This window comes from Bacteroides sp. 41_26 (assembly GCF_949740115.1).
Lineage (GTDB): Bacteria > Bacteroidota > Bacteroidia > Bacteroidales > Bacteroidaceae > Bacteroides > Bacteroides nordii.
The window spans coordinates 1-20,916 of the sequence record NZ_CATJGZ010000132.1 but is presented as its reverse complement, the minus strand read 5'-3'; the positions used below and the strand labels follow the sequence as shown (position 1 = coordinate 20,916).

Here is a 20,916-nt window from a genome sequence, read left to right as displayed (position 1 = left end):
ATAAACTTTTAAATACTGTTCCAAGATACACCTAAAATTGGTAAAGTCATTTATTAAATGATAAAACGTATATCTGTTTTTCCGAATTATCCTTAAATGCTTCTTCTTCAAAACCGCCAAACTTGTGAAGAACATTAAATCCAGCACATTCCAGATATGAATCTAATTCTTGAGGAAAAAACAATCTCATATCCATATTTTGGATTGAATGAAACTCACCATTTATAAAATAATGCCATTCGATACGATTTATTTGGGTTGCGCTTTCATAATGCATTATTTGTTTTATCAATACTTCTCTTCCATCGCTAGTTGTATATTCAGCAACTACTTTTTGTTCTTTTTCGCCTTCAACAATATATTGAATATTAGGGTTAAAGCAATCAAGCAAAAATAAGCTCCCTTCTTTGAGATGATTCTCAACCCTCTTTAACGTCTTAAATAAATCTTCATTTCTATATAAATGATGGATTGAATTGAATGGGATAAAAATAAAATCAAACTTTTCCTGCAAGTTTAATGTTCTAATATCTGCTTCAATGAAATTAATCTCTAATCCTGCTTCAGAAGCTTTTACCTTTGCCTGTTCAAGCATGGATGAAGTGTAATCAACCCCACAAATATTGTATCCTTCCTTTGCAATTGGAAGCGTAAGTCTGCCTGTACCACAGCAAAGTTCAAGTATCCTAGCATCCTTATTTTTCGGCAACCACTTTTTGTAAAATTGCAAATCAGACAGGAAGGTGTTTAATCCATCATAAATATTTGCGTCATAAATCAAATCACCTACCTTATAATCAGTATTCATCTTATCCCCCATATTATAAACTATTAATTATCATTACTTTACAATTATCACCCTATTTCTTTCTCTTTTTCCACAACTGATAACTATTGATAATATTTTGCCACAAAACATAACTTCCCGGAGCAACAGAGGAAAGAGGATTCAAATATGTATGGGCCATCCAAATAGCTAAAATGGTATTCTTTTGCCCTAATGCTTGACCACCACTAATGCGATCATTATACAAACTACCGAGTGTTTTTCCAAAAAAGAATTGCAGGCAGCAAACTACCAAAGCTGCAAGAGCAATCATGATTTCAGTTATCCCATCTGCCGGATCGTTAATTAAAGAAGAGAGGGTCTGTGCAGTAACAATAGCTAGAGATACAGCCCAAAGATAGAATGCCAGTTCGTGATAATTCAACAATGTACGGTGTACGCGAGGTACAAAACGTTGTAAAAACCATGCAACTAAAAAAGGACAAATCAATAAAGGGAAAACTTTACTCAATATCAACAAAAAAGAATCAAAGAAACTAATATCGGCATGTACCTCAATCAATGGAAACAAAATCGGAACAGCAATAGCAGCACCAATATTACCGATCAATGTATAAGTAGTCAAGCTGGCAGCACTCCCCCCTAATTTAGAAGTAATTACAGCAGCAGCAGTAGCTGTAGGGCAAATAATACAAACCATTGCTCCTTCTGCTACAATCTTATTAAAACGGAAAAGAAGTAAATAAACAGCAATAGCTCCAAATATCTGAATCAAAAGTAACCATAAATGCAGAGGCTTCGGCTTTAAATCACGAGGAGACACCTTACAAAAAGTGAGTAGCAACATGGTAAAAATAAGTACCGGAGTCAAGAAAGAAAGAGTGATAAATAATGGATAACCAACGGCCCCCACCAACATGGCAATGGGCAATGTCCAATTCTTCAGGAACTTAAGCATCGCTATATCATTTATAATTTTAAAACACAAAGTAACAACGAATCATGGAAATAAACCCATGAAATATGGAAAAAAATACAAAACTTAATAGTGAATAGCAAGTTTTCAGCAAAATTCTGCTACATTTGCATCGTCATTCCATATAAAATGAGACGTCATAGATACTACATATTATATACATTCATTTGCTTTTGGCTACTTAGCTCCCCGCTTTGTATCAGTAATTCATGGGCAAAAGACTTTGTTGTCGTGATTGACCCCGGGCACGGTGGGCATGATCCTGGAGCCGTAGGTAAGATTTCTAAAGAAAAGAATATCAACTTGAACGTTGCATTAAAGCTGGGAAACATGATCAAAAAAAACTGTGATGATGTGAAAGTAATCTTTACCCGCACTAAAGATGTATTTATCCCACTGAATCGTCGTGCAGAAATAGCCAATAATGCCAAAGCCGATCTGTTTATTTCCATACATACCAACGCATTAGCCAATAACCGCACTGCCAAAGGTGCATCCACCTGGACGCTCGGTCTTGCCAAATCGGACGCTAACCTCGCTGTTGCACAACGTGAGAATTCAGTAATCCTTTACGAAAGTGATTATAAAACCCGTTATGCCGGCTTTAATCCCAACTCGGCCGAGTCGTATATCATCTTTGAATTTATGCAGGATAAATATATGGAGCAAAGTGTGCATTTGGCGTCCCTGGTACAAAAACAATTCCGCCATACCTGCAAGCGAGTAGATCGTGGAGTGCACCAAGCCGGATTTCTTGTACTAAAAGCAAGCGCAATGCCAAGTATCCTGGTAGAACTGGGATTTATTTCAACTCCTGAAGAAGAACGTTATCTCAACTCCGAAGAAGGAACCGGTACATTGGCTAAAGGAGTCTATCGTGCTTTTCTTACTTATAAGAAAGAACATGAGATTCGACTGACAGGCGTCAGCCGTACCATCATTCCTGATGATGAAGAGATGTCGGAGAACGAACTGGCAGCCACACAGCCCAAAGAAGAAAAAACAGACAGTGCACCAGTCCAAACGGAGTTGGTAGCACAAGCTAAACCACAGCAACGTCCTATCACAGTAGAAAGTGCAACAAATAGTGGAGAAATAACGTTTAAAATACAGATACTAACTTCGTCAAGTCCACTGACCAAAAACGATAAACGTTTAAAGGGATTGAAAGACGTAGATTATTATAAAGAAAAAGGATTGTATAAGTACACTTATGGAGCCTCAACCGATTATAATAAAGTATTAAGAAGTAAACGTGCTATTACAGATAAATTTAAGGATGCTTTTATTATAGCTTTCCGGGATGGAGAAAAAATGAATATTAACGCAGCAATTGCAGAGTTTAAAAAGAAACGAAATAAATAAGAGAACAGAAATGAAATACATTACAAAAGAAGTCAGAATAGGAATAGCGGGAATCATTGCCCTGTGTATACTCGTTTATGGTATCAACTATCTGAAGGGAATCAATATGTTCAAACCTTCAAGTTATTTCTATGTAAAATTCCAGAATGTAAACGGATTGGCTAAATCAAGCCCCGTTTTCGCTGACGGAGTACGCGTCGGTATTGTACGTGACATTTATTATGACTACAATCAAGCTGAAAATGTAATAGTAGAAGTAGAATTGGATACAGAGCTCCGCATCCCTAAAGGAAGTTCTGCCGAATTGGTATCCGAATTGATGGGTGGTGTAAGAATGAATATCCTTCTGGCAAACAATCCCCGGGAAAAATATGCAATAGGAGACACAATCCCAGGTAAATTGAATAATGGAATGATGGAAAGTGTAGCTGCACTCATGCCACAGATAGAACAAATGTTACCGAAATTGGATTCTATTATGATCTCCCTAAATACCATCCTGAACAACCAAAGCATTCCCGCCACGCTGCACTCTGTAGAAAAGACTGCTGCTAATCTTGAAGTAGCAAGTGGACAACTAAAGGTATTAATGGGACGCGATATTCCACAGTTGACAGGTAAACTAAATACAATCGGAGATAACTTTATTACCATCAGTGGAAACCTAAAGGAAATAGATTATGCTACTACATTCAAGGAAATTGAACAAACACTAGCCAACGTAAAAATGGTTACAGAAAAGCTTAACAGCAAAGACAACACAGTAGGATTGTTACTAAACGATCCGCAACTTTACAACAATCTGAATGCAACAACTGCTAATGCTGCAAGCCTGCTTGAGGACTTAAAAGAACACCCCAAACGATATGTACACTTCTCTTTATTTGGAAAGAAAGATAAGTAAGAAATTAGCGTTATATAGATTTTATCTAAATAACATCACATCCAATTGCAAGTCTTAAAAGCTTTGAAAAGTGCATAGATAGACTGAAAGAAATAAAATATAGGAATACTTATTTAAATATCTTTTTCCTGCGATATCACCATAACATTCTATTAGACAGAATATTATAAAAAAGCAATAGCCCCAACAATGGGGCTATTTTATCGGAGGATCATAAGTATCTGAAAGTAAAGACATTATTCTTTCAGCGAGAAACACAAGAAAAAATAGATTTGTTTTTCTCAAATAAGATTCCCAATTTTGCAAACGTAGAAGTTTTGCTTAATTAATAAATGTATTATAGCCGTTATGAGTGAATCCAATCATGTCGGGCTGTGGAACCGCTGTCTTGAAATAATTAGAGACAATGTTCCCGAATCGACATATAAAACTTGGTTTGTTCCCATCGTACCATTAAAATATGAGGACAAAACGTTAATTGTACAAGTACCCAGCCAGTTTTTCTATGAATTTCTGGAAGATAAATTCGTGGACTTGTTACGCAAGACTTTGTATAAAGTCATAGGCGAAGGAACCAAGTTAATGTATAATGTAATGGTAGACCGGACTTCAATACCGAATAAAACGGTAAATCTTGAAGCCAGCAACCGTTCTATAGCCGTGCCACAAACAAGTGTAATTCGTGGTAGTGGCAATAAAGCACCCAACCTATTACATGCTCCTGCACCGCAAGACCTGGACCCACATTTAAACCCCAATTATAATTTTGAAAACTTCATTGAAGGATACAGTAACAAGCTATCAAGAAGCGTTGCTGAGGCCGTAGCTCAAAATCCGGCTGGTACTGCCTTCAATCCCTTGTTTTTACATGGTGCATCAGGAGTAGGAAAAACTCACCTGGCCAATGCCATCGGAACAAGAATAAAAGAACTGTATCCCGGAAAAAGAGTATTGTATGTATCAGCACATCTTTTTCAGGTACAATATACCGACTCTGTTCGTAATAATACTACAAACGATTTCATCAACTTCTACCAGACAATCGATGTACTGATTATTGACGATATTCAAGAATTTGCAGGCGTTACCAAAACGCAGAATACTTTCTTCCATATTTTTAATCATCTGCACCAAAACGGCAAGCAATTGATTCTAACTTCTGACCGTGCACCTGTATTATTACAAGGAATGGAGGAGCGCCTTCTTACCCGTTTTAAATGGGGAATGGTAGCTGAATTAGAAAAACCAACGGTAGAATTACGCAAGAATATTCTGCGTAATAAAATTCATCGTGATGGATTACAGTTCCCTCCGGAAGTTATTGAATATATTGCAGAGAATGTAAATGAAAGTGTACGCGACCTTGAAGGTATCGTTATTGCTATCATGGCACGTTCTACTATTTTCAATAAAGAAATAGACCTCGATCTGGCGCAACACATTGTACGTGGTGTTGTTCGTAATGAAGCCAAAAGCATTGGTATTGATGATATCATCAATGTGGTATGCAAACATTTCGGACTAGATACTACTGCCATTCATACTAAATCACGAAAAAGAGAAGTGGTACAAGCTCGTCAGGTAGCAATGTATCTGGCCAAAACACATACAGATTTCTCTACTTCAAAGATTGGCAAGTTTATTGGTAATAAAGATCATGCAACTGTACTCCATGCCTGTAAAACCGTAAAAGGACAGTGCGAAGTAGACAAAAGCTTCCGTTCTGACCTGGAGAATATAGAATCATTACTAAAAAAGAAAGGAAATTAAATAAAAAAAGAGAGGCAATATCGTAATATAAGTATTGCCTCTCTTTTTTATTGTTTATATAAACCCTTGCTGTTTCAACACCTTCAACAGATTCTCAGACATAAACTCATTATCCTTTTTCGTATAACGGACATCTGTAAACACCTGAGCCAACGTTTCCTTCCGGTTTTCTTCTACAAATTGTTTACTTTCAGGTAACGACTCCTTGTAAGCATACAGTTTATCAATATCCTTCTCCGTATAATCATGATAATGCTCCTCATGAATAGCAGCCTCTAAAGGCAATCGATCTACTTGGGCAGGAATACCATCGGGATAACCTACCGTCACTGTAGTTATCGGGAAAACAAGTTCCGGAAGCTTCAAGATATCAATAATCATTTGTGGATTATAAGTAGTAGTACCCAAATAGCAAATACCCAATCCTGCTTCTTCTGCCAATGTGCAGAAAGTTTGTGCTACCAGCAATGTATCCATCGCCGCGTTCATAAATGACATCAAGTTATTATACCCCGGTATTGCTTTACGTTGCTCGCACCATTTTGTGAAACGGCGAAAGTCTGCGCAAAATGTAAGTACTACCGGTGCTCCTTTCACCATTGGTTGATTAAAGTGTGCAGGAGAAAGTTTTTCTTTCATTTCGCTGTCACGTGTGATAACAACGCTATATAACTGCATTCCTCCCATAGTAGAAGCACGGAAAGAAGCTTCAAGCAAATCATTTAACAAATCAGATGAAATATCTTTTTGTAAGTACTTTCTGATTGTTCTTCTATTCTTAACGGTCTCAATCATATCTTTTTTCCTGCAAAGATATAAAAAGAATTTTTATTTTGCCATTCATGCTAAATAGATTAATTTTCTTTTTGGAAAACTTTAAGCATTAAACAAAACAACCATTTTATTGTTTATCAATAGCTTATCATTTAGAAATGGAAAACTTACAGCCATCCAGCAATTTATCTCATTTTTATTTTGATATACCAAAAAACATTCATAGCTTTGCAGCACGTTTGTTAATGATAGGTAAGCTTCTACACATTTTCTTATTTATTAAAGTAATCTAAGACACATACCAACGTGGAAAAACAAATTTATTCTTACGAAGAATCCTTTGAAGAATCTTTACGTTATTTCAAAGGAGACGAACTTGCTGCCAGAGTTTGGGTAAACAAATACGCAGTTAAGGATTCTTTCGGAAATATTTACGAGAAATCTCCGGAAGACATGCATTGGAGAATTGCAAATGAAGTGGCACGTATCGAAGCCAAGTATACAAATGGCCTTAGTGCAGAAGAATTATTCAACCTGCTCGACCACTTTAAATACATTGTTCCCCAGGGTAGCCCAATGACAGGTATTGGTAATGACTATCAAGTAGCTTCATTATCCAACTGTTTCGTAATTGGAGTAGATGGTGCAGCTGACTCCTATGGTGCTATCATCAAAATTGACGAAGAGCAAGTACAATTAATGAAAAGACGTGGGGGTGTAGGTCATGATCTTTCACATATCCGCCCTAAAGGCTCTCCGGTAAAAAACTCGGCACTGACTTCCACTGGATTGGTTCCTTTCATGGAACGTTATTCTAACTCCACCCGCGAAGTGGCACAGGACGGACGTCGGGGTGCATTAATGTTGAGCGTATCTATCAAACATCCGGATTCAGAAGCATTTATTGACGCCAAGATGACGGAAGGAAAAGTAACCGGAGCCAATGTTTCCGTAAAATTGGACGATGCATTTATGCAGGCCGCAGTAGAAGAGAAACCTTACATACAGCAATATCCGATTGATTCGGCCAATCCAACTACCACTAAAGAAATTGATGCTTCTACCTTATGGAAAAAGATAGTGCACAATGCATGGAAATCAGCAGAGCCGGGTGTATTGTTTTGGGATACAATTATCCGTGAGTCTGTACCCGATTGTTATGCAGACCTGGGATACAAAACCGTTTCGACTAATCCTTGCGGCGAAATCCCTTTATGCCCTTACGACTCTTGCCGTTTGCTGGCTATCAACCTTTACTCATACGTGGTTAATCCGTTCAAGCCAGATGCTTACTTCGATTTCGATCTGTTCAAGAAACATGTGGCACTTGCGCAGCGTATCATGGATGATATTATCGACCTTGAACTTGAAAAGATCGAGCGTATCATGAAGAAAATAGACGAGGACCCAGAAAACAGTGAGGTAAAACGTACCGAACGCGAACTATGGGAAAAGATCTATAAGAAGAGCGGTCAGGGAAGACGTACCGGTGTAGGTATTACCGCCGAAGGTGACATGCTTGCCGCGTTGGGTCTGCGATACGGTACAGAAGAAGCGACGGAATTCTCTGAAGAAGTTCATAAAACTGTAGCTCTTTGCGCTTATCGCTCGTCAGTGGAAATGGCCAAAGAACGCGGTGCCTTTGAAATATACGATACAGAACGCGAAAAGAATAACCCGTTCATCAATCGTTTGCGCGAAGCAGATCCGGAACTGTATGAAGATATGAAAAAGTACGGACGCCGTAACATAGCCTGTCTTACTATCGCTCCAACCGGAACAACAAGTCTGATGACGCAAACAACTTCGGGTATAGAGCCTGTGTTCCTGCCTGTATACAAACGTCGCAGAAAAGTAAATCCGAACGATACCAATGTCCATGTTGACTTTGTAGACGAAACGGGAGATGCCTTTGAAGAATATATCGTATTCCATCATAAGTTTGTGACCTGGATGGAAGCCAACGGATACGACCCTGCTAAACGTTATTCTCAGGAGGAGGTTGACGAACTGGTAAGCAAATCACCCTATAATAAAGCTACTTCTAACGACGTAGACTGGTTAATGAAGGTAAAGATGCAAGGACGTATCCAGAAATGGGTAGACCACTCCATCAGTGTAACTATTAATCTGCCAAACGATGTAGACGAGGATCTCGTAAACCGTTTGTATGTGGAAGCTTGGAAATCGGGCTGTAAAGGTTGTACAGTATACCGCGACGGTTCACGTTCAGGAGTATTGATCTCTGCCAAACCTGAAAAGAAAGAGGGCTTGCCTCCTTGCAAACCACCTACCGTAGTTGAAACCCGCCCATCTGTATTGGAAGCCGACGTAGTACGTTTCCAGAATAATAAAGAGAAATGGGTAGCATTGGTAGGTTTACTTGATGGACATCCTTATGAAATATTCACCGGTTTGCAGGATGATGACGAAGGAATCTTCATTCCGAAGAGTGTTGTTGCAGGCCGTATCATTAAGAATGTAGACGAAAACGGAAACAAACGCTACGACTTCCAGTTTGAGAACAAGCGCGGATACAAGATGACAATCGAAGGTCTGTCCGAGAAGTTTAACAAGGAATACTGGAACTATGCAAAACTGATTTCCGGAGTGCTTCGTTACAGAATGCCAATTGAACAGGTTATCAAACTGGTAGGTTCCCTGCAACTGGATAGTGAAAATATCAATACCTGGAAAAATGGTGTGGAACGTGCATTGAAGAAATATATCCAGGATGGTACGGAAGCTAAAGGTAAGAAATGCCCGAACTGCGGAAACGAAACACTGGTTTATCAGGAAGGATGCCTGATATGTACGACGTGTGGGGCTTCAAGGTGTGGGTAAATTGATATTCTTTCTTTTGCCTTGATGCAAAAGAAAGAACCAAAGAAAAGATCAAGGCTGCATTTACTTCGCTACAAAACTCCGGTAAAAAGCTAAAGGGGCTCGAACTCGCTTCGCTCAGACAATCACCCCCTTTGACGCTTTTTGCCGGAGTTTTGTTTAACGCTACGTAAATGAAGCCGAGGGAACCATTCGGCAGGAATGCACTAATATAGTATGAATGAGATTAAATTATGGAGCGATTTATTTGCTATCTGTTACAGAATAAAAGATAAATAGGTTCTAAAGTTCTATATGTAAATAGGATCTCAAAACATAACCCAAATCCCCCCGGTCCTGCCATAACCGCTGCGGCCTCATTTTTTCTCCGTTAAGCGAATGCCCGTAGCGGAGCGTTAAAAAGGGGCGATTGTCTGAGCGAAGCGAGTTCGAGCCCCTTTAGCGGAACGAAGGAAGTGAGTAGGAGAAAAAATGCAGCCTTGATCTTTTCTTTTGGTATCTTTTCTTTTGCATCAAGGCAAAAGAAAAGTACATCCCAACACAAACGTTTGCATAACATTTTAAATTACTTCTAAGAATTCAGATACACAATATATAAAAAGAATGTCTTATACTTGCATAATCAATCGTTCATAATCAAAATCTAATATATATGATAGTATCATTTAATATTGAATATCGTACCAGCTGGGGAGAAGAAGTAAGAGTCACGGGCTCCATCCCCGAATTGGGAGAAGACAATCCCGAATGCTCCATTCCCCTTCACACTGTAGATGGAATTCACTGGACAGCAGAGACTGAAATACAAGTCCCCAATGAAGCATTTGTGAACTATAGTTATCTCATCTGGCAAGACGGGAAAGTGGTCCGCAATGAGTGGAATAGTTTTCCCCGCCGCTTATATCTAACAGGTGACAGTAAGAAAAGATACTGCATCAATGACTGCTGGAAGAATCTTCCGGAACAGCAGTACTTCTATAGTTCAGCTTTCACTGAATCATTGCTGGCACATCACAGTAAAGCCGGTGTACCTCAAAGTTACAAAAAAAGCCTGGTGATAAAAGCATATGCTCCACGCATCAACGAAGACTATTGTGTGGCTATCTGTGGCAATCAGAAAGTATTGGGTGATTGGAATCCTGACAAAGCATTGCTAATGAGTGATATCAATTTCCCAGAGTGGCAGGCCGAGATGGATGCAAGCAAACTTAAATTCCCATTGGAATACAAATTCGTTCTCTACAATAAAAAGGAGAAACGTGCCGAAACATGGGAAAATAATCCAAATCGCTATATGGCTAACCCGGAATTGAAAGCGAACGAAACGCTTGTCATCTCCGACCGGTACGTCTATTTTAATATCCCCGCATGGAAAGGTGCCGGCGTAGCTGTGCCCGTATTCTCGTTAAAATCAGAAAAAAGCTTTGGCGTAGGAGACTTCGGAGACCTGAAACGTATGGTTGACTGGGCTGTAAGTACGAACCAGAAAATAGTACAGATCCTGCCAATTAACGATACGACGATGACTCACACCTGGACGGATTCTTATCCGTACAACAGCATCTCTATCTATGCCTTTCACCCCATGTATGCCGATCTCAAAAAGATGGGTACACTGAAAGACAAAAAAGTAGCTACCGCCTTTAATCAAAAGCAGAAAGAGCTAAATGTACTTTCTACAATAGACTATGAAGCAGTGAATCAGACAAAGTGGGAATACTTCCGTCTCATCTTCCGTCAGGAAGGTGAAAAGGTGTTAGCTTCCAAAGCATTCAAGAAATTCTTTGAAGCCAACAAAGAGTGGTTGCAGCCATACGCTGTATTCAGTTATCTGCGCGATGCTTTCAAAACGCCTGACTTCCGCGAATGGCCCCGCCATAACGTATACAACGCAGAGGAGATAGAAAAGATGTGTCAACCGGGATCTGTCGATTATCCCTTTATCTCAATCTATTTCTATATCCAATTCAACCTACACCTGCAATTGCTTGAAGCAACTACATATGCCCGTGAAAACGGGGTAGTACTGAAAGGTGACATTCCTATCGGTATCAGCCGTAACAGTGTGGAAGCCTGGACGGAACCCTATTATTTCAACCTAAACGGACAAGCTGGTGCCCCACCCGATGATTTCTCTGTAAACGGACAAAACTGGGGATTCCCAACCTATAATTGGGATGTTATGGAGCAAGATGGTTACAGCTGGTGGATGAAACGTTTCCGGAAAATGGCGGAATACTTCGATGCCTACCGCATTGACCATATTCTGGGCTTCTTCCGCATTTGGGAGATACCGATGCATGCCGTTCACGGACTGTTAGGACAGTTTGTACCCGCCCTGCCAATGAGCCGGGAAGAAATAGAAAGTTATGGACTTCCTTTCCGTGAAGAATTCCTGCAACCTTATATACACGAATATTTCCTGGGACAGTTATTCGGGCCACACACCGATTATGTGAAACAGACATTTATCGAGCCAACCGATACCTGGGAGGTATACCGTATGCGTGATGAGTTTGATACACAACGTAAAGTAGAAGCCTTCTTTGCCGGAAAAACTGATGAGGGCAGTATATGGATTCGTGACGGACTGTACGCACTGATCAGTGATGTATTGTTTGTGCCCGACCGCCAGGAAGCAGATAAATACCACCCGCGTATCAGCGTACAGCACGACTTTATCTACCGTTCACTAAACGACTGGGAAAAGGCTGCCTTCAACCGCTTGTACGATCAGTATTACTATCATCGCCATAACCAGTTCTGGCAGCAGCAAGCAATGAACAAGTTGCCACAGTTGACACAATCTACCCGTATGTTGGTATGCGGTGAAGATCTCGGCATGATCCCCGACTGCGTCCCGTGGGTAATGAACGACCTGCGCATTCTCAGTCTTGAGATACAGCGCATGCCAAAGAATCCAACTTATGAATTCGGTCATTTGAATGAGTATCCATACCGTTCTGTCTGCACCATCTCAACGCACGACATGTCTACTTTACGTGGCTGGTGGGAAGAAGATTATCAACAGACACAGCGTTACTACAATACCATGCTTGGTCATTATGGTGCCGCCCCGGCAGTAGCTACTCCGGAATTGTGCGAGGAAGTAGTCCGCAACCACCTGTACAGTAATTCCATCCTCTGTATCCTCTCTTTGCAGGATTGGCTGGCAATAGATGGAAAATGGCGCAACCCAAACGTACAGGAAGAACGTATCAATATACCTGCCAACCCACGGCACTATTGGCGCTATCGCATGCATCTGACGCTGGAGCAGTTGATGAAAGCAGAAAGCCTGAACGAGAAAATAAAAGAGTTGATTAAACAGACAGGAAGAAAGCCGGAAAAATAAGCTCCTGTCATCTCCTGATTTTCATAAAAAGCGCCTCTCCCTATCAAATCAATCCGGGAGAGGCGTTGTTATTATCAAGATATCCTGTATCTTTGCGGCCATAAAATGAAACAAACACAACAATGGAAGATAACAAAAGCAAACGCGTTGACTTTGTAGACCTGACCAAAGGCGTTTGCATCATTCTGGTAGTTATGGCCCACATTGGCGGAGCATTTACCAGGTTTGATGAAGACTCTATGGTATCTTGTTTCCGTATGCCGCTTTATTTCTTCATATCCGGTATCTTCTTTAAATCTTATGAAGGCTTTCTGGGTTTCTTACTTCGTAAAATCAACAAGCTACTTATTCCATTCACCTTTTTTTATGTCGGAGCTTTTCTGTTAAAGTATGTCGTATGGAAAATAGCCCCCGGTGTTTTTCATCTGCCGGTGCAATGGAGTGAATTACTTGTTGTGTTTCACGGGCACGATTTAATCAAGTTCAACCCTCCTATCTGGTTTCTTATTGCACTGTTCAATTGTAATATTCTATTCTATTTACTCCATTTCTTACGAGACAGACACTTGAAACTGGTATTCGTTCTCACTCTGCTCATCGGAGCAATCGGTTTCTTTATGGGGAAATACCGTTTTGAGCTGCCACTGTATATAGATGTGGCCATGACAGCTCTGCCATTCTACGTTGCAGGTTTCTGGATACGCCGTTACAATTTCTTTCTCTTTCCGCATCGGTTCGACAAGCTGATCCCTCTGTTTATCATTGCCGCACTTGCCATCATGTATTTCGTTGCTTTCACCCCGGGGATGCGTACCAATAGTTATCATGGCAATATCTTCCAGTTCTATATAGCCGCTTTTGCCGGTATCTTTATGATTATGTTGCTGTGCAAGAGGGTGAAACACATACCTGTAGTCTCTTACTTAGGACGTTATTCGGTAATCACGCTTGGTATTCATGCACCGATACTTCATTTTTCCGGTCAACTCGTATCACGGTATATTCATAACGAATGGGCATTAGCCTTCACGCTACTATTCATAACATTGGGCATCTGTATTGCCGTAACGCCCTTCTTCCTGAAAGTAATGCCCCAGGTGGTGGCACAGAAAGATTTGATAAGAATCAGGTAAGAGTTCTATCCGGTTTGTTGTATCTTTGTGAAAGTATTCATTTTTTCAAGCCTAAATACAGTCATGAATATAAACGCCAGTTATATACATTTAGAGAATATACTCTTCTTTGCCCATCACGGAGTAACTACACAAGAAACGATTGTGGGGAATGAGTTTTATATCAACCTGAGATTAAAAGTAGATTTCGCACACGCCATTACGACAGATGCAGTAGAGGATACTGTAAGTTATGCCGACGTATATACCCTACTGAAAGAAGAAATGGGAATCCCCTCCAAGCTGCTGGAACATGTATGCGGACGTATTGCAGAAAGATTATTCCGGGATTTTCCTGCCATTGAAGAAGTAGAAATAAAGTTGTCCAAACGGAATCCACCCATGGGAGCAGATATTGATGCGGCAGGTGTGGAGATGTTTTGCACCAGAAAATGAGCGATGAGGGGGAAGAATTTCACCCCATTATTGAGTACTTTTCCCCGGCTCTGGGGAGGAATGTCCTCGGCTCCGGGGAAGGACATCCTCGGCTCCGGGGAGGAAGCTGTTCCCCGGAGCCGGGAATATCAGTCAAGAATCGATTGAATTCAGCATGGGGATAACGCAGAAGGGAACTCATTTTTGAGTCCCCCCATCGCCTGCCGAACCTCCCCGTGCGGGAAGCACTACTTCTTTTTCTTCCGTTTGTTTACCGATGCTACCGCTTCGGTCACTACCGGTTTATTTTCAAACCGCTTGGTATAGCCGGAATAATCGGGATGAGTCCGTTCATAATCGGGATCCACAAACAAAGGACTTGATATGATATGGTCAGCTGTAGAGCGGTTGCAACAGAATACAATGTTCTCCACACCAGCCAAACGGGTCAATGCTTTCACATCCGTGTCGTGTGGTTGCAGCGTCATCGGATCAGTAAAGAAGAACAGATAATCGATCTCTCCGTCCACAATACGCGAACCCATCTGCTGATCACCTCCCAACGGACCGGATTTCAGAATCGTAATGTCCCATTCAACATCAGGATGCTTCTCTTTCAATGCTTCAAGAATCAGTGTGCCGGTTGTACCCGTACAATAGAACTTATGTCCCATCAACAGTTCTGAATTCCAAAGCACCCATTCAATCAGATCTCTTTTCATGGCATCATGTGCCACCAGACCTATTTTTCTTACTAACTTCTTTTCCATTTGCGTTATCCTTTAAAGTCAGACAATTGGGAGAAACGTTTCCGTCCCTTCACATAAAACTGCCACAAGATACTGCTTTTTATTCGTTCGGGAATAGAATCGACATAAGTTTTTCTCAGATTTTCTTCACGGGCCTTCAGGAAATAAGAACGAAGCCGCTTATATTCACTCCGTGCATAAAACACAGCTTTAACATTACCCAACTGCCCTTTCAATAAGTATTGAAGGGCGGCTACATAGTCGAGAAAAGCCCGTACGCGCATCACCTTATTCAGCTCCTGTGGAGGAAGATTTTTATAAAGCATGACAAGATTATTACGAAAATTGAGATAAGTCTTCCGCGGACTCTCTTTTTTCAAAGTTGCCGCCCCCACATGATAGACAACACTTTGAGGGATACAAACAATACTCTTCCCGCGTGAGCGAAGCCGCCAGCAAAGATCTATCTCCTCCATATGGGCAAAAAAGCGGGCATCGAGTCCACCCGCATCCATATAATCCGTCCGGCGGATAAACAAAGCTGCTCCCGTAGCCCAAAATACCGGAGCAATCGTATCATACTGTCCCCGGTCCTCTTCCACTTCATTCATCACACGCCCCCGGCAAAAAGGATAGCCGTAACGGTCTATGTATCCACCAGCCGCACCAGCATATTCAAACATCTGCTTCTGTCGCCAACTACGTATTTTGGGCTGGCAGGCAGCTACTTCAGGATGGGCATCCATATAGCTGACAAGTGGTTCGAGCCAATTCTCCGTTACTTCTACATCCGAATTAAGCAGAACCACATATTCTGCATCCACCTTTTGCAAAGCAAGATTGTATCCTTCTGCAAAGCCGTGGTTCTCTTCCAACAAGATCAAACGAGCCATTGGGAAATCATCCCGAAGCATGGCAACAGAAGAATCCGTAGAACCATTATCGGCCACACAAACCTCTATATCATCACTATCGGAATGGCAAAGTACCGACGGAAGAAAAGAGCGAAGCATTTCACAACCGTTCCAGTTTAATATAACAACAGATATCTTTTTCATCGTCTTTATAGAATAGTGCCTTTCAATGCTGTACCATCTTCATTAAGCTCTCCCAGCAATACATTGACCATTTTGTTATCCAACGAAGGGTCATTTTCCACTTCTACCCGGATATAATTGGCTGTAAAACCATGCATCGGCATGCCCGCCTTGGTCTTTTCCATAAGTACAGGCATTGTCTGCCCGATGTGACGGACATAAAAAGCCTGCGTTTTTTCGTCCGAAAGAGCCAGTAACCTCTGGCTACGCTTATGCTTTTCTTCGGGAGCTACCACATAATCTATCTTCAAAGCCTGAGTACCGGGACGTTCCGAATAACTGAATACATGCAGCTGGGTCACGTCCAATCCGGCAATAAAGCGGTAGGCATCTTCAAAATATTCCTCCGTTTCGCCACGTGTACCCACAATTACATCTACTCCAATAAAGGCATCGGGCATCACTTCCTTGATCTTCTTTATTTTGGAAGCAAACAAAGCCGTGTCATAACGACGACGCATTAACTTCAGTACATCATCCGATCCGGATTGCAAGGGTATATGGAAATGTGGCATGAATCTGCGGGAATGGGATACGAATTCAATAATTTCATCCGTCAGCAAATTGGGTTCTATGGAAGAAATCCGATAACGCTCAATGCCTTCCACTTCATCCAGCGCTTTCACCAGATCAAAGAAAGTCTCTCCGGTAGTTTTACCAAAATCACCAATATTCACACCTGTAAGTACAATCTCTTTTCCACCTTCGGCAGCTGCCTGACGAGCTTGCTCTACCATAGAAGCAATCGTTCCGTTCCGGCTCCGCCCGCGGGCAAAGGGAATCGTACAATAAGAGCAGAAATAATCACAGCCATCCTGTACCTTCAGGAAAAAACGGGTACGATCCCCGCGTGAACATGAAGGTGCAAACGAACGAATATCTTTTGTAGCCGTTGTATACGCTTCTCCGGCTTCATGCTTTTGCAAATCGCCCAAATACTGAAGCAGATCCTTCTTTTGCTCAGCGCCCAGCACAACATCAACTCCCTCAATCTTCGCCACATCGCCCGGCTTAAGCTGCGCATAACATCCCGTCACCACAACAAAAGCTCCCGGATGCTGTTTCACCAACCGATGAATAGCCTGCCGACATTTCTTATCTGCCATCTCCGTCACCGAACATGTATTAACCACACAAATATCCGCACGCTCACCTTTACGTGCCGTACGCACACCTGCTTCACGCAGGATTTTACCAATAGTCGAGGTCTCTGAGAAATTCAATTTGCAGCCTAAAGTATAGTAAACAGCTGTCTTATCCTGAAATACAGTGGTATCTATCATAATTTTAACAAACGCATATTGGATGCAAAGTTACACAATCTATGAGAATTAAGTATTAAAAATTAGGAATTAACAACTAAAGGATTTAACCTCTCCACAGACTTTAATTACTATTTTTTAATTCCTAATTAAATTATTATTCCTATTTTTGCACAATTCACTAAAAAACGTGCAATGATAAAAGAGAATTTTATTAAGCTATACGAAAATAGCTTTCAAGAAAACTGGGACCTGCCTTGTTATACCGACTATGACGAGGACTCTGGTTACACATACGGGCAAGTGGCTGAAGAGATAGCCCGCCTCCATCTATTATTCAGACATTGTAGCCTCCGACGTGGTGATAAAATAGCCGTTATCGGAAAAAATAATGCCCGATGGTGCATCGCTTATATGGCAACAATCACCTATGGCGCAATCATCGTGCCGATTCTTCAGGACTTCAATCCGAACGATGTACACCATATTGTGAATCATTCGGAATCTGTTTTTCTCTTTACCAGCGATACCATTTGGGACAATCTCGAAGAAGAAAAACTGACCGGACTCCGCGGTGTATTTTCGCTTACTGATTTCCGCTGCCTGTATCAGCGCGACGGCGAAACGATACAGAAATTCATCAAGCATCTGGACAATGAAATGCACCGTGCATACCCCAAAGGATTCCACCGGGAAGATGTGCAATATACCACGCTTTCCAACGATAAAGTCATGTTGCTGAACTATACCTCCGGTACCACAGGCTTCAGTAAAGGCGTCATGCTGACAGGAAACAATCTTGCAGGAAATGTCACCTTCGGAATCCGCACCGAATTACTAAAAAAAGGAGATAAAGTACTCTCCTTCCTTCCGTTAGCACATGCTTATGGTTGTGCGTTCGATTTTCTAACGGCCACGGCTGTAGGTACGCACGTCACCCTGCTCGGCAAAACCCCTTCTCCGAAGATCATAATGAAAGCTTTCGAGGAAGTAAAACCCAATCTGATTATTACTGTTCCGCTCGTTATCGAAAAGATATACAAAAATACAATCCAGCCTCTTATCAATAAAAAAGGTATGAAATGGGCATTAAGTATACCCTTACTTGATAGCCAGATTTATGGTCAGATTCGTAAAAAGCTGATCGATGCATTAGGAGGACGTTTCAAAGAAATTATCATTGGCGGAGCCGCTATGAACCCGGAAGTAGAAGAATTCTTTCACAAGATCAAATTCCCATTTACTATTGGTTACGGAATGACAGAATGCGGTCCGCTCATCAGTTATGCCCCATGGAATGAATTTATCCCTACCTCTTCCGGTAAGATACTTGACATTATGGAAGCACGCATTTACAAAGAAAATCCCGAAGCCGAAACAGGAGAAATCCAGGTACGGGGTGAGAATGTTATGACCGGTTATTACAAAAATCCGGATGCTACCAAGGAAGTATTCACCGAAGACGGTTGGCTGCGTACAGGTGACTTGGGAACCATGGATGCCAATGGCAATATCTTCATTCGCGGACGATTGAAAACAATGATTTTAAGTTCGAGCGGACAAAATATATTCCCGGAAGAAATCGAAGCCAAACTAAATAACCTGCCTTTCATTCTCGAAAGTCTTGTTATTGAAAGAAATAAGAAGTTGGTAGCCCTTGTATATGCAGATTACGAGTCTTTAGATTCATTAGGCCTCAATCAACCGGACAATTTAAAGACCATCATGGATGAAAATCTGAAGAATCTGAATGCAACTGTAGCCAACTATGAGAAGATAAGTCAAATACAACTCTACCCAACAGAATTTGAAAAAACACCTAAGAGAAGTATTAAACGCTATCTATATAATAGTATAGCAGTGAATTAGGTATGTTTTAAAACATGTTGTGAGACAAATAGAAAGTGTACTTCAAAAAAAAATATAAAAAAAGTTGGCTTTTCGAGAACAACGTATTCTAAAAGTACATATCTTTGCAGCGTTTTAATAAGCAATTGATTGTATTACAGATTTTAAAAGCAAAGAAAATGAAAAAATTAGTTTTAGTATTCGCAGCTATCGCAGCAGTATCATTCGCATCTTGTGGAAACAAAGCAGCTGAAGCAGCAAAAGCAGAAGCAGATTCTATCCGTATCGCTGACTCAATCGCAGCAGTAGAAGCAGCAGCAGCTGAAGCAGCAGCGGCAATGGATACAGTAACTGTTGATAGCGTAACAGTAACAGAAACTGTAGTAGCTGAATAATTTTAGCTCTGAGAGAATTGAAAGTCTGGCGTGTAAAACACGAACAGACTTTTTTTTGTGCCTTAACCTCCCCCTTTCCGCCCAACATAAAAAAAAATACACTTAGCAGGTACTCGATATATACCCCATATTGAATATTTCCAATTAACACTATTAACAGATATCTGAAATACAGAAATTCTTTATTATAAAAGTACGTACTTTACATACTCAAGAATACGTTTATCTGGAACATAAAAGTACCTATTTAACACTCTATTAAATACTATTCTTTATATCGGATACATTAGATTATTTCCAAATTGAATATCAACCAATTACAGTTAAACAAGACTTTTCTTCCACCTCATCCTACAAATCTTCAAAAGAGATAGTTATCTTTTAAGCAAGCTCCCCTCCCCCTGACCTTGGTACATAAAAAAAGCCCAATCTCTTTCGAGATCAGGCTTCTTTATATTTAGTAAGTTCCAAATCTTATTCAGCAACCACTTCAAAAGGAATTTCTACAGAAACTTCCTTATGCAGTTTTACGATAGCCTTATAAGAACCAACTTCTTTTACTGCATCTTTTACTACGATTATCTTTCTGTCGATTTCGTGGCCTAACTTTGCCAGTGCTTCAGCAATCTGAATGTTACTTACAGAACCGAAAATAGTTCCCGTAGAGCTAACTTTAGTTGCAATAGTCAAAGAAACACCCTCCAATTTAGCAGCAATTGCTTCAGCATCTTTCTTGATTTTCTCAAGTTTATGAGCACGCTGTTTCAAGTCTTCAGCCAACATTTTCTTTGCAGAAGGAGAAGCGATGATAGCTTTTCCAGTCGGGATCAAATAGTTACGACCATAACCAGACTTAACAGTTACGATGTCATTCTTATAACCCAAGTTTACTACGTCTTCTTTCAATATAATTTCCATACTTTTCCTCCTTCTTATTTCATCATGTCAGTTACATAAGGCAGCAATGCCAAGTGACGAGCTCTCTTCACAGCCTGCGCGATACGACGTTGGAACTTCAAAGAAGTACCTGTAATACGACGCGGAAGGATTTTTCCTTGTTCATTCAAGAATTTCTTCAAGAATTCAGGATCTTTGTAGTCGATATACTTAATACCACTCTTTTTGAAACGGCAGTACTTTTTCTTCTTAACGTCTACTGACGGCGGAGTTAAATATCTGATTTCTGATTGAACTTGTTGTGCCATGATTAATCCTCCTTTTTGTTTGATTTAACACTTCTTCT

The 20,916-nt window shown here is 40.7% G+C and carries 18 protein-coding genes; 10 read left to right on the top strand and 8 right to left on the bottom strand.

Features of this window, described 5'->3' with window-relative positions; translation table 11 throughout:
* Nucleotides 1-46: 46 nt before the first annotated feature.
* Nucleotides 47-808: a class I SAM-dependent methyltransferase gene (locus tag QX565_RS19815; protein WP_289294102.1), complete on the bottom strand. Its 762-nt coding sequence runs from the start codon at nucleotides 806-808 to the stop codon at nucleotides 47-49.
* Between the two features lie 52 nt (nucleotides 809-860).
* Nucleotides 861-1,745: a transporter gene (locus QX565_RS19810; RefSeq protein ID WP_289294080.1), complete on the bottom strand. Its 885-nt coding sequence runs from the start codon at nucleotides 1,743-1,745 to the stop codon at nucleotides 861-863.
* Between the two features lie 147 nt (nucleotides 1,746-1,892).
* On the opposite strand from QX565_RS19810, the gene QX565_RS19805 reads away from it, so the two are divergent.
* The 3 genes from QX565_RS19805 to dnaA all read left to right on the top strand — a co-directional run bounded on the left by QX565_RS19805 (nucleotide 1,893) and on the right by dnaA (nucleotide 5,802).
* Nucleotides 1,893-3,128 (top strand): N-acetylmuramoyl-L-alanine amidase family protein, encoded by a 1,236-nt coding sequence (locus tag QX565_RS19805; protein WP_289294078.1) that lies wholly within the window; start codon nucleotides 1,893-1,895, stop codon nucleotides 3,126-3,128.
* A gap of 10 nt (nucleotides 3,129-3,138) precedes the next feature.
* Nucleotides 3,139-4,032: an MlaD family protein gene (locus tag QX565_RS19800; protein ID WP_221649525.1), complete on the top strand. Its 894-nt coding sequence runs from the start codon at nucleotides 3,139-3,141 to the stop codon at nucleotides 4,030-4,032.
* A gap of 348 nt (nucleotides 4,033-4,380) precedes the next feature.
* The gene (gene dnaA, locus QX565_RS19795; protein WP_221649524.1) at nucleotides 4,381-5,802 is read left to right on the top strand and encodes a chromosomal replication initiator protein DnaA; all 1,422 of its coding nucleotides are present in this window, start codon (nucleotides 4,381-4,383) and stop codon (nucleotides 5,800-5,802) included.
* Between the two features lie 54 nt (nucleotides 5,803-5,856).
* Here dnaA and QX565_RS19790 read toward each other — a convergent pair whose 3' ends face one another.
* Nucleotides 5,857-6,597: an NADPH-dependent oxidoreductase gene (locus tag QX565_RS19790; RefSeq protein ID WP_221649523.1), complete on the bottom strand. Its 741-nt coding sequence runs from the start codon at nucleotides 6,595-6,597 to the stop codon at nucleotides 5,857-5,859.
* A 285-nt stretch (nucleotides 6,598-6,882) separates the two neighbouring features.
* Between QX565_RS19790 and QX565_RS19785 the strand changes: the two genes are divergently transcribed.
* From QX565_RS19785 to QX565_RS19765, 5 genes are all read left to right on the top strand, one after another.
* Nucleotides 6,883-9,420, top strand: coding sequence for an adenosylcobalamin-dependent ribonucleoside-diphosphate reductase (locus QX565_RS19785; protein ID WP_289294076.1), 2,538 nt, complete (start codon nucleotides 6,883-6,885; stop codon nucleotides 9,418-9,420).
* Between the two features lie 652 nt (nucleotides 9,421-10,072).
* Nucleotides 10,073-12,775, top strand: a complete 2,703-nt coding sequence (locus QX565_RS19780) for a 4-alpha-glucanotransferase (RefSeq protein WP_289294075.1) — start codon at nucleotides 10,073-10,075, stop codon at nucleotides 12,773-12,775.
* 122 nt (nucleotides 12,776-12,897) lie between these two features.
* On the top strand, nucleotides 12,898-13,908 hold the full coding sequence (locus QX565_RS19775; RefSeq protein WP_289294073.1) for an acyltransferase family protein: 1,011 nt from the start codon (nucleotides 12,898-12,900) through the stop codon (nucleotides 13,906-13,908).
* A gap of 63 nt (nucleotides 13,909-13,971) precedes the next feature.
* On the top strand, nucleotides 13,972-14,343 hold the full coding sequence (gene folB, locus QX565_RS19770; protein WP_289294071.1) for a dihydroneopterin aldolase: 372 nt from the start codon (nucleotides 13,972-13,974) through the stop codon (nucleotides 14,341-14,343).
* A gap of 3 nt (nucleotides 14,344-14,346) precedes the next feature.
* Nucleotides 14,347-14,490 carry a hypothetical protein gene (locus tag QX565_RS19765; protein WP_289294070.1) on the top strand — a complete coding sequence of 48 codons (144 nt, stop codon included), beginning with the start codon at nucleotides 14,347-14,349 and terminating at the stop codon, nucleotides 14,488-14,490.
* Nucleotides 14,491-14,570: 80 nt separating this feature from the next.
* Here the strand turns inward: QX565_RS19765 and QX565_RS19760 are convergent, their stop codons facing one another.
* Genes QX565_RS19760 through mtaB form a run of 3 tightly spaced genes read right to left on the bottom strand, consistent with a single transcriptional unit; the run spans nucleotide 14,571 to nucleotide 17,451 of the window.
* Nucleotides 14,571-15,092 carry a methylglyoxal synthase gene (locus QX565_RS19760; RefSeq protein WP_289294068.1) on the bottom strand — a complete coding sequence of 174 codons (522 nt, stop codon included), beginning with the start codon at nucleotides 15,090-15,092 and terminating at the stop codon, nucleotides 14,571-14,573.
* A gap of 5 nt (nucleotides 15,093-15,097) precedes the next feature.
* Nucleotides 15,098-16,129 carry a glycosyltransferase family 2 protein gene (locus tag QX565_RS19755; protein WP_289294066.1) on the bottom strand — a complete coding sequence of 344 codons (1,032 nt, stop codon included), beginning with the start codon at nucleotides 16,127-16,129 and terminating at the stop codon, nucleotides 15,098-15,100.
* A gap of 5 nt (nucleotides 16,130-16,134) precedes the next feature.
* A complete protein-coding gene (gene mtaB, locus QX565_RS19750) occupies nucleotides 16,135-17,451 on the bottom strand; it encodes a tRNA (N(6)-L-threonylcarbamoyladenosine(37)-C(2))-methylthiotransferase MtaB (RefSeq protein ID WP_289294064.1) in 1,317 nt (438 codons plus the stop codon).
* 174 nt (nucleotides 17,452-17,625) lie between these two features.
* On the opposite strand from mtaB, the gene QX565_RS19745 reads away from it, so the two are divergent.
* Nucleotides 17,626-19,299, top strand: coding sequence for a long-chain fatty acid--CoA ligase (locus tag QX565_RS19745; RefSeq protein ID WP_221649516.1), 1,674 nt, complete (start codon nucleotides 17,626-17,628; stop codon nucleotides 19,297-19,299).
* Nucleotides 19,300-19,457: 158 nt separating this feature from the next.
* Nucleotides 19,458-19,673 (top strand): hypothetical protein, encoded by a 216-nt coding sequence (locus QX565_RS19740; protein ID WP_002562533.1) that lies wholly within the window; start codon nucleotides 19,458-19,460, stop codon nucleotides 19,671-19,673.
* Between the two features lie 474 nt (nucleotides 19,674-20,147).
* Here the strand turns inward: QX565_RS19740 and rplI are convergent, their stop codons facing one another.
* On the bottom strand, nucleotides 20,148-20,591 hold the full coding sequence (rplI, locus tag QX565_RS19735) for a 50S ribosomal protein L9 (RefSeq protein WP_221649515.1): 444 nt from the start codon (nucleotides 20,589-20,591) through the stop codon (nucleotides 20,148-20,150).
* A 14-nt stretch (nucleotides 20,592-20,605) separates the two neighbouring features.
* Nucleotides 20,606-20,878, bottom strand: a complete 273-nt coding sequence (rpsR, locus tag QX565_RS19730) for a 30S ribosomal protein S18 (RefSeq protein ID WP_004307964.1) — start codon at nucleotides 20,876-20,878, stop codon at nucleotides 20,606-20,608.
* Between the last annotated feature and the right edge of the window lie 38 nt (nucleotides 20,879-20,916).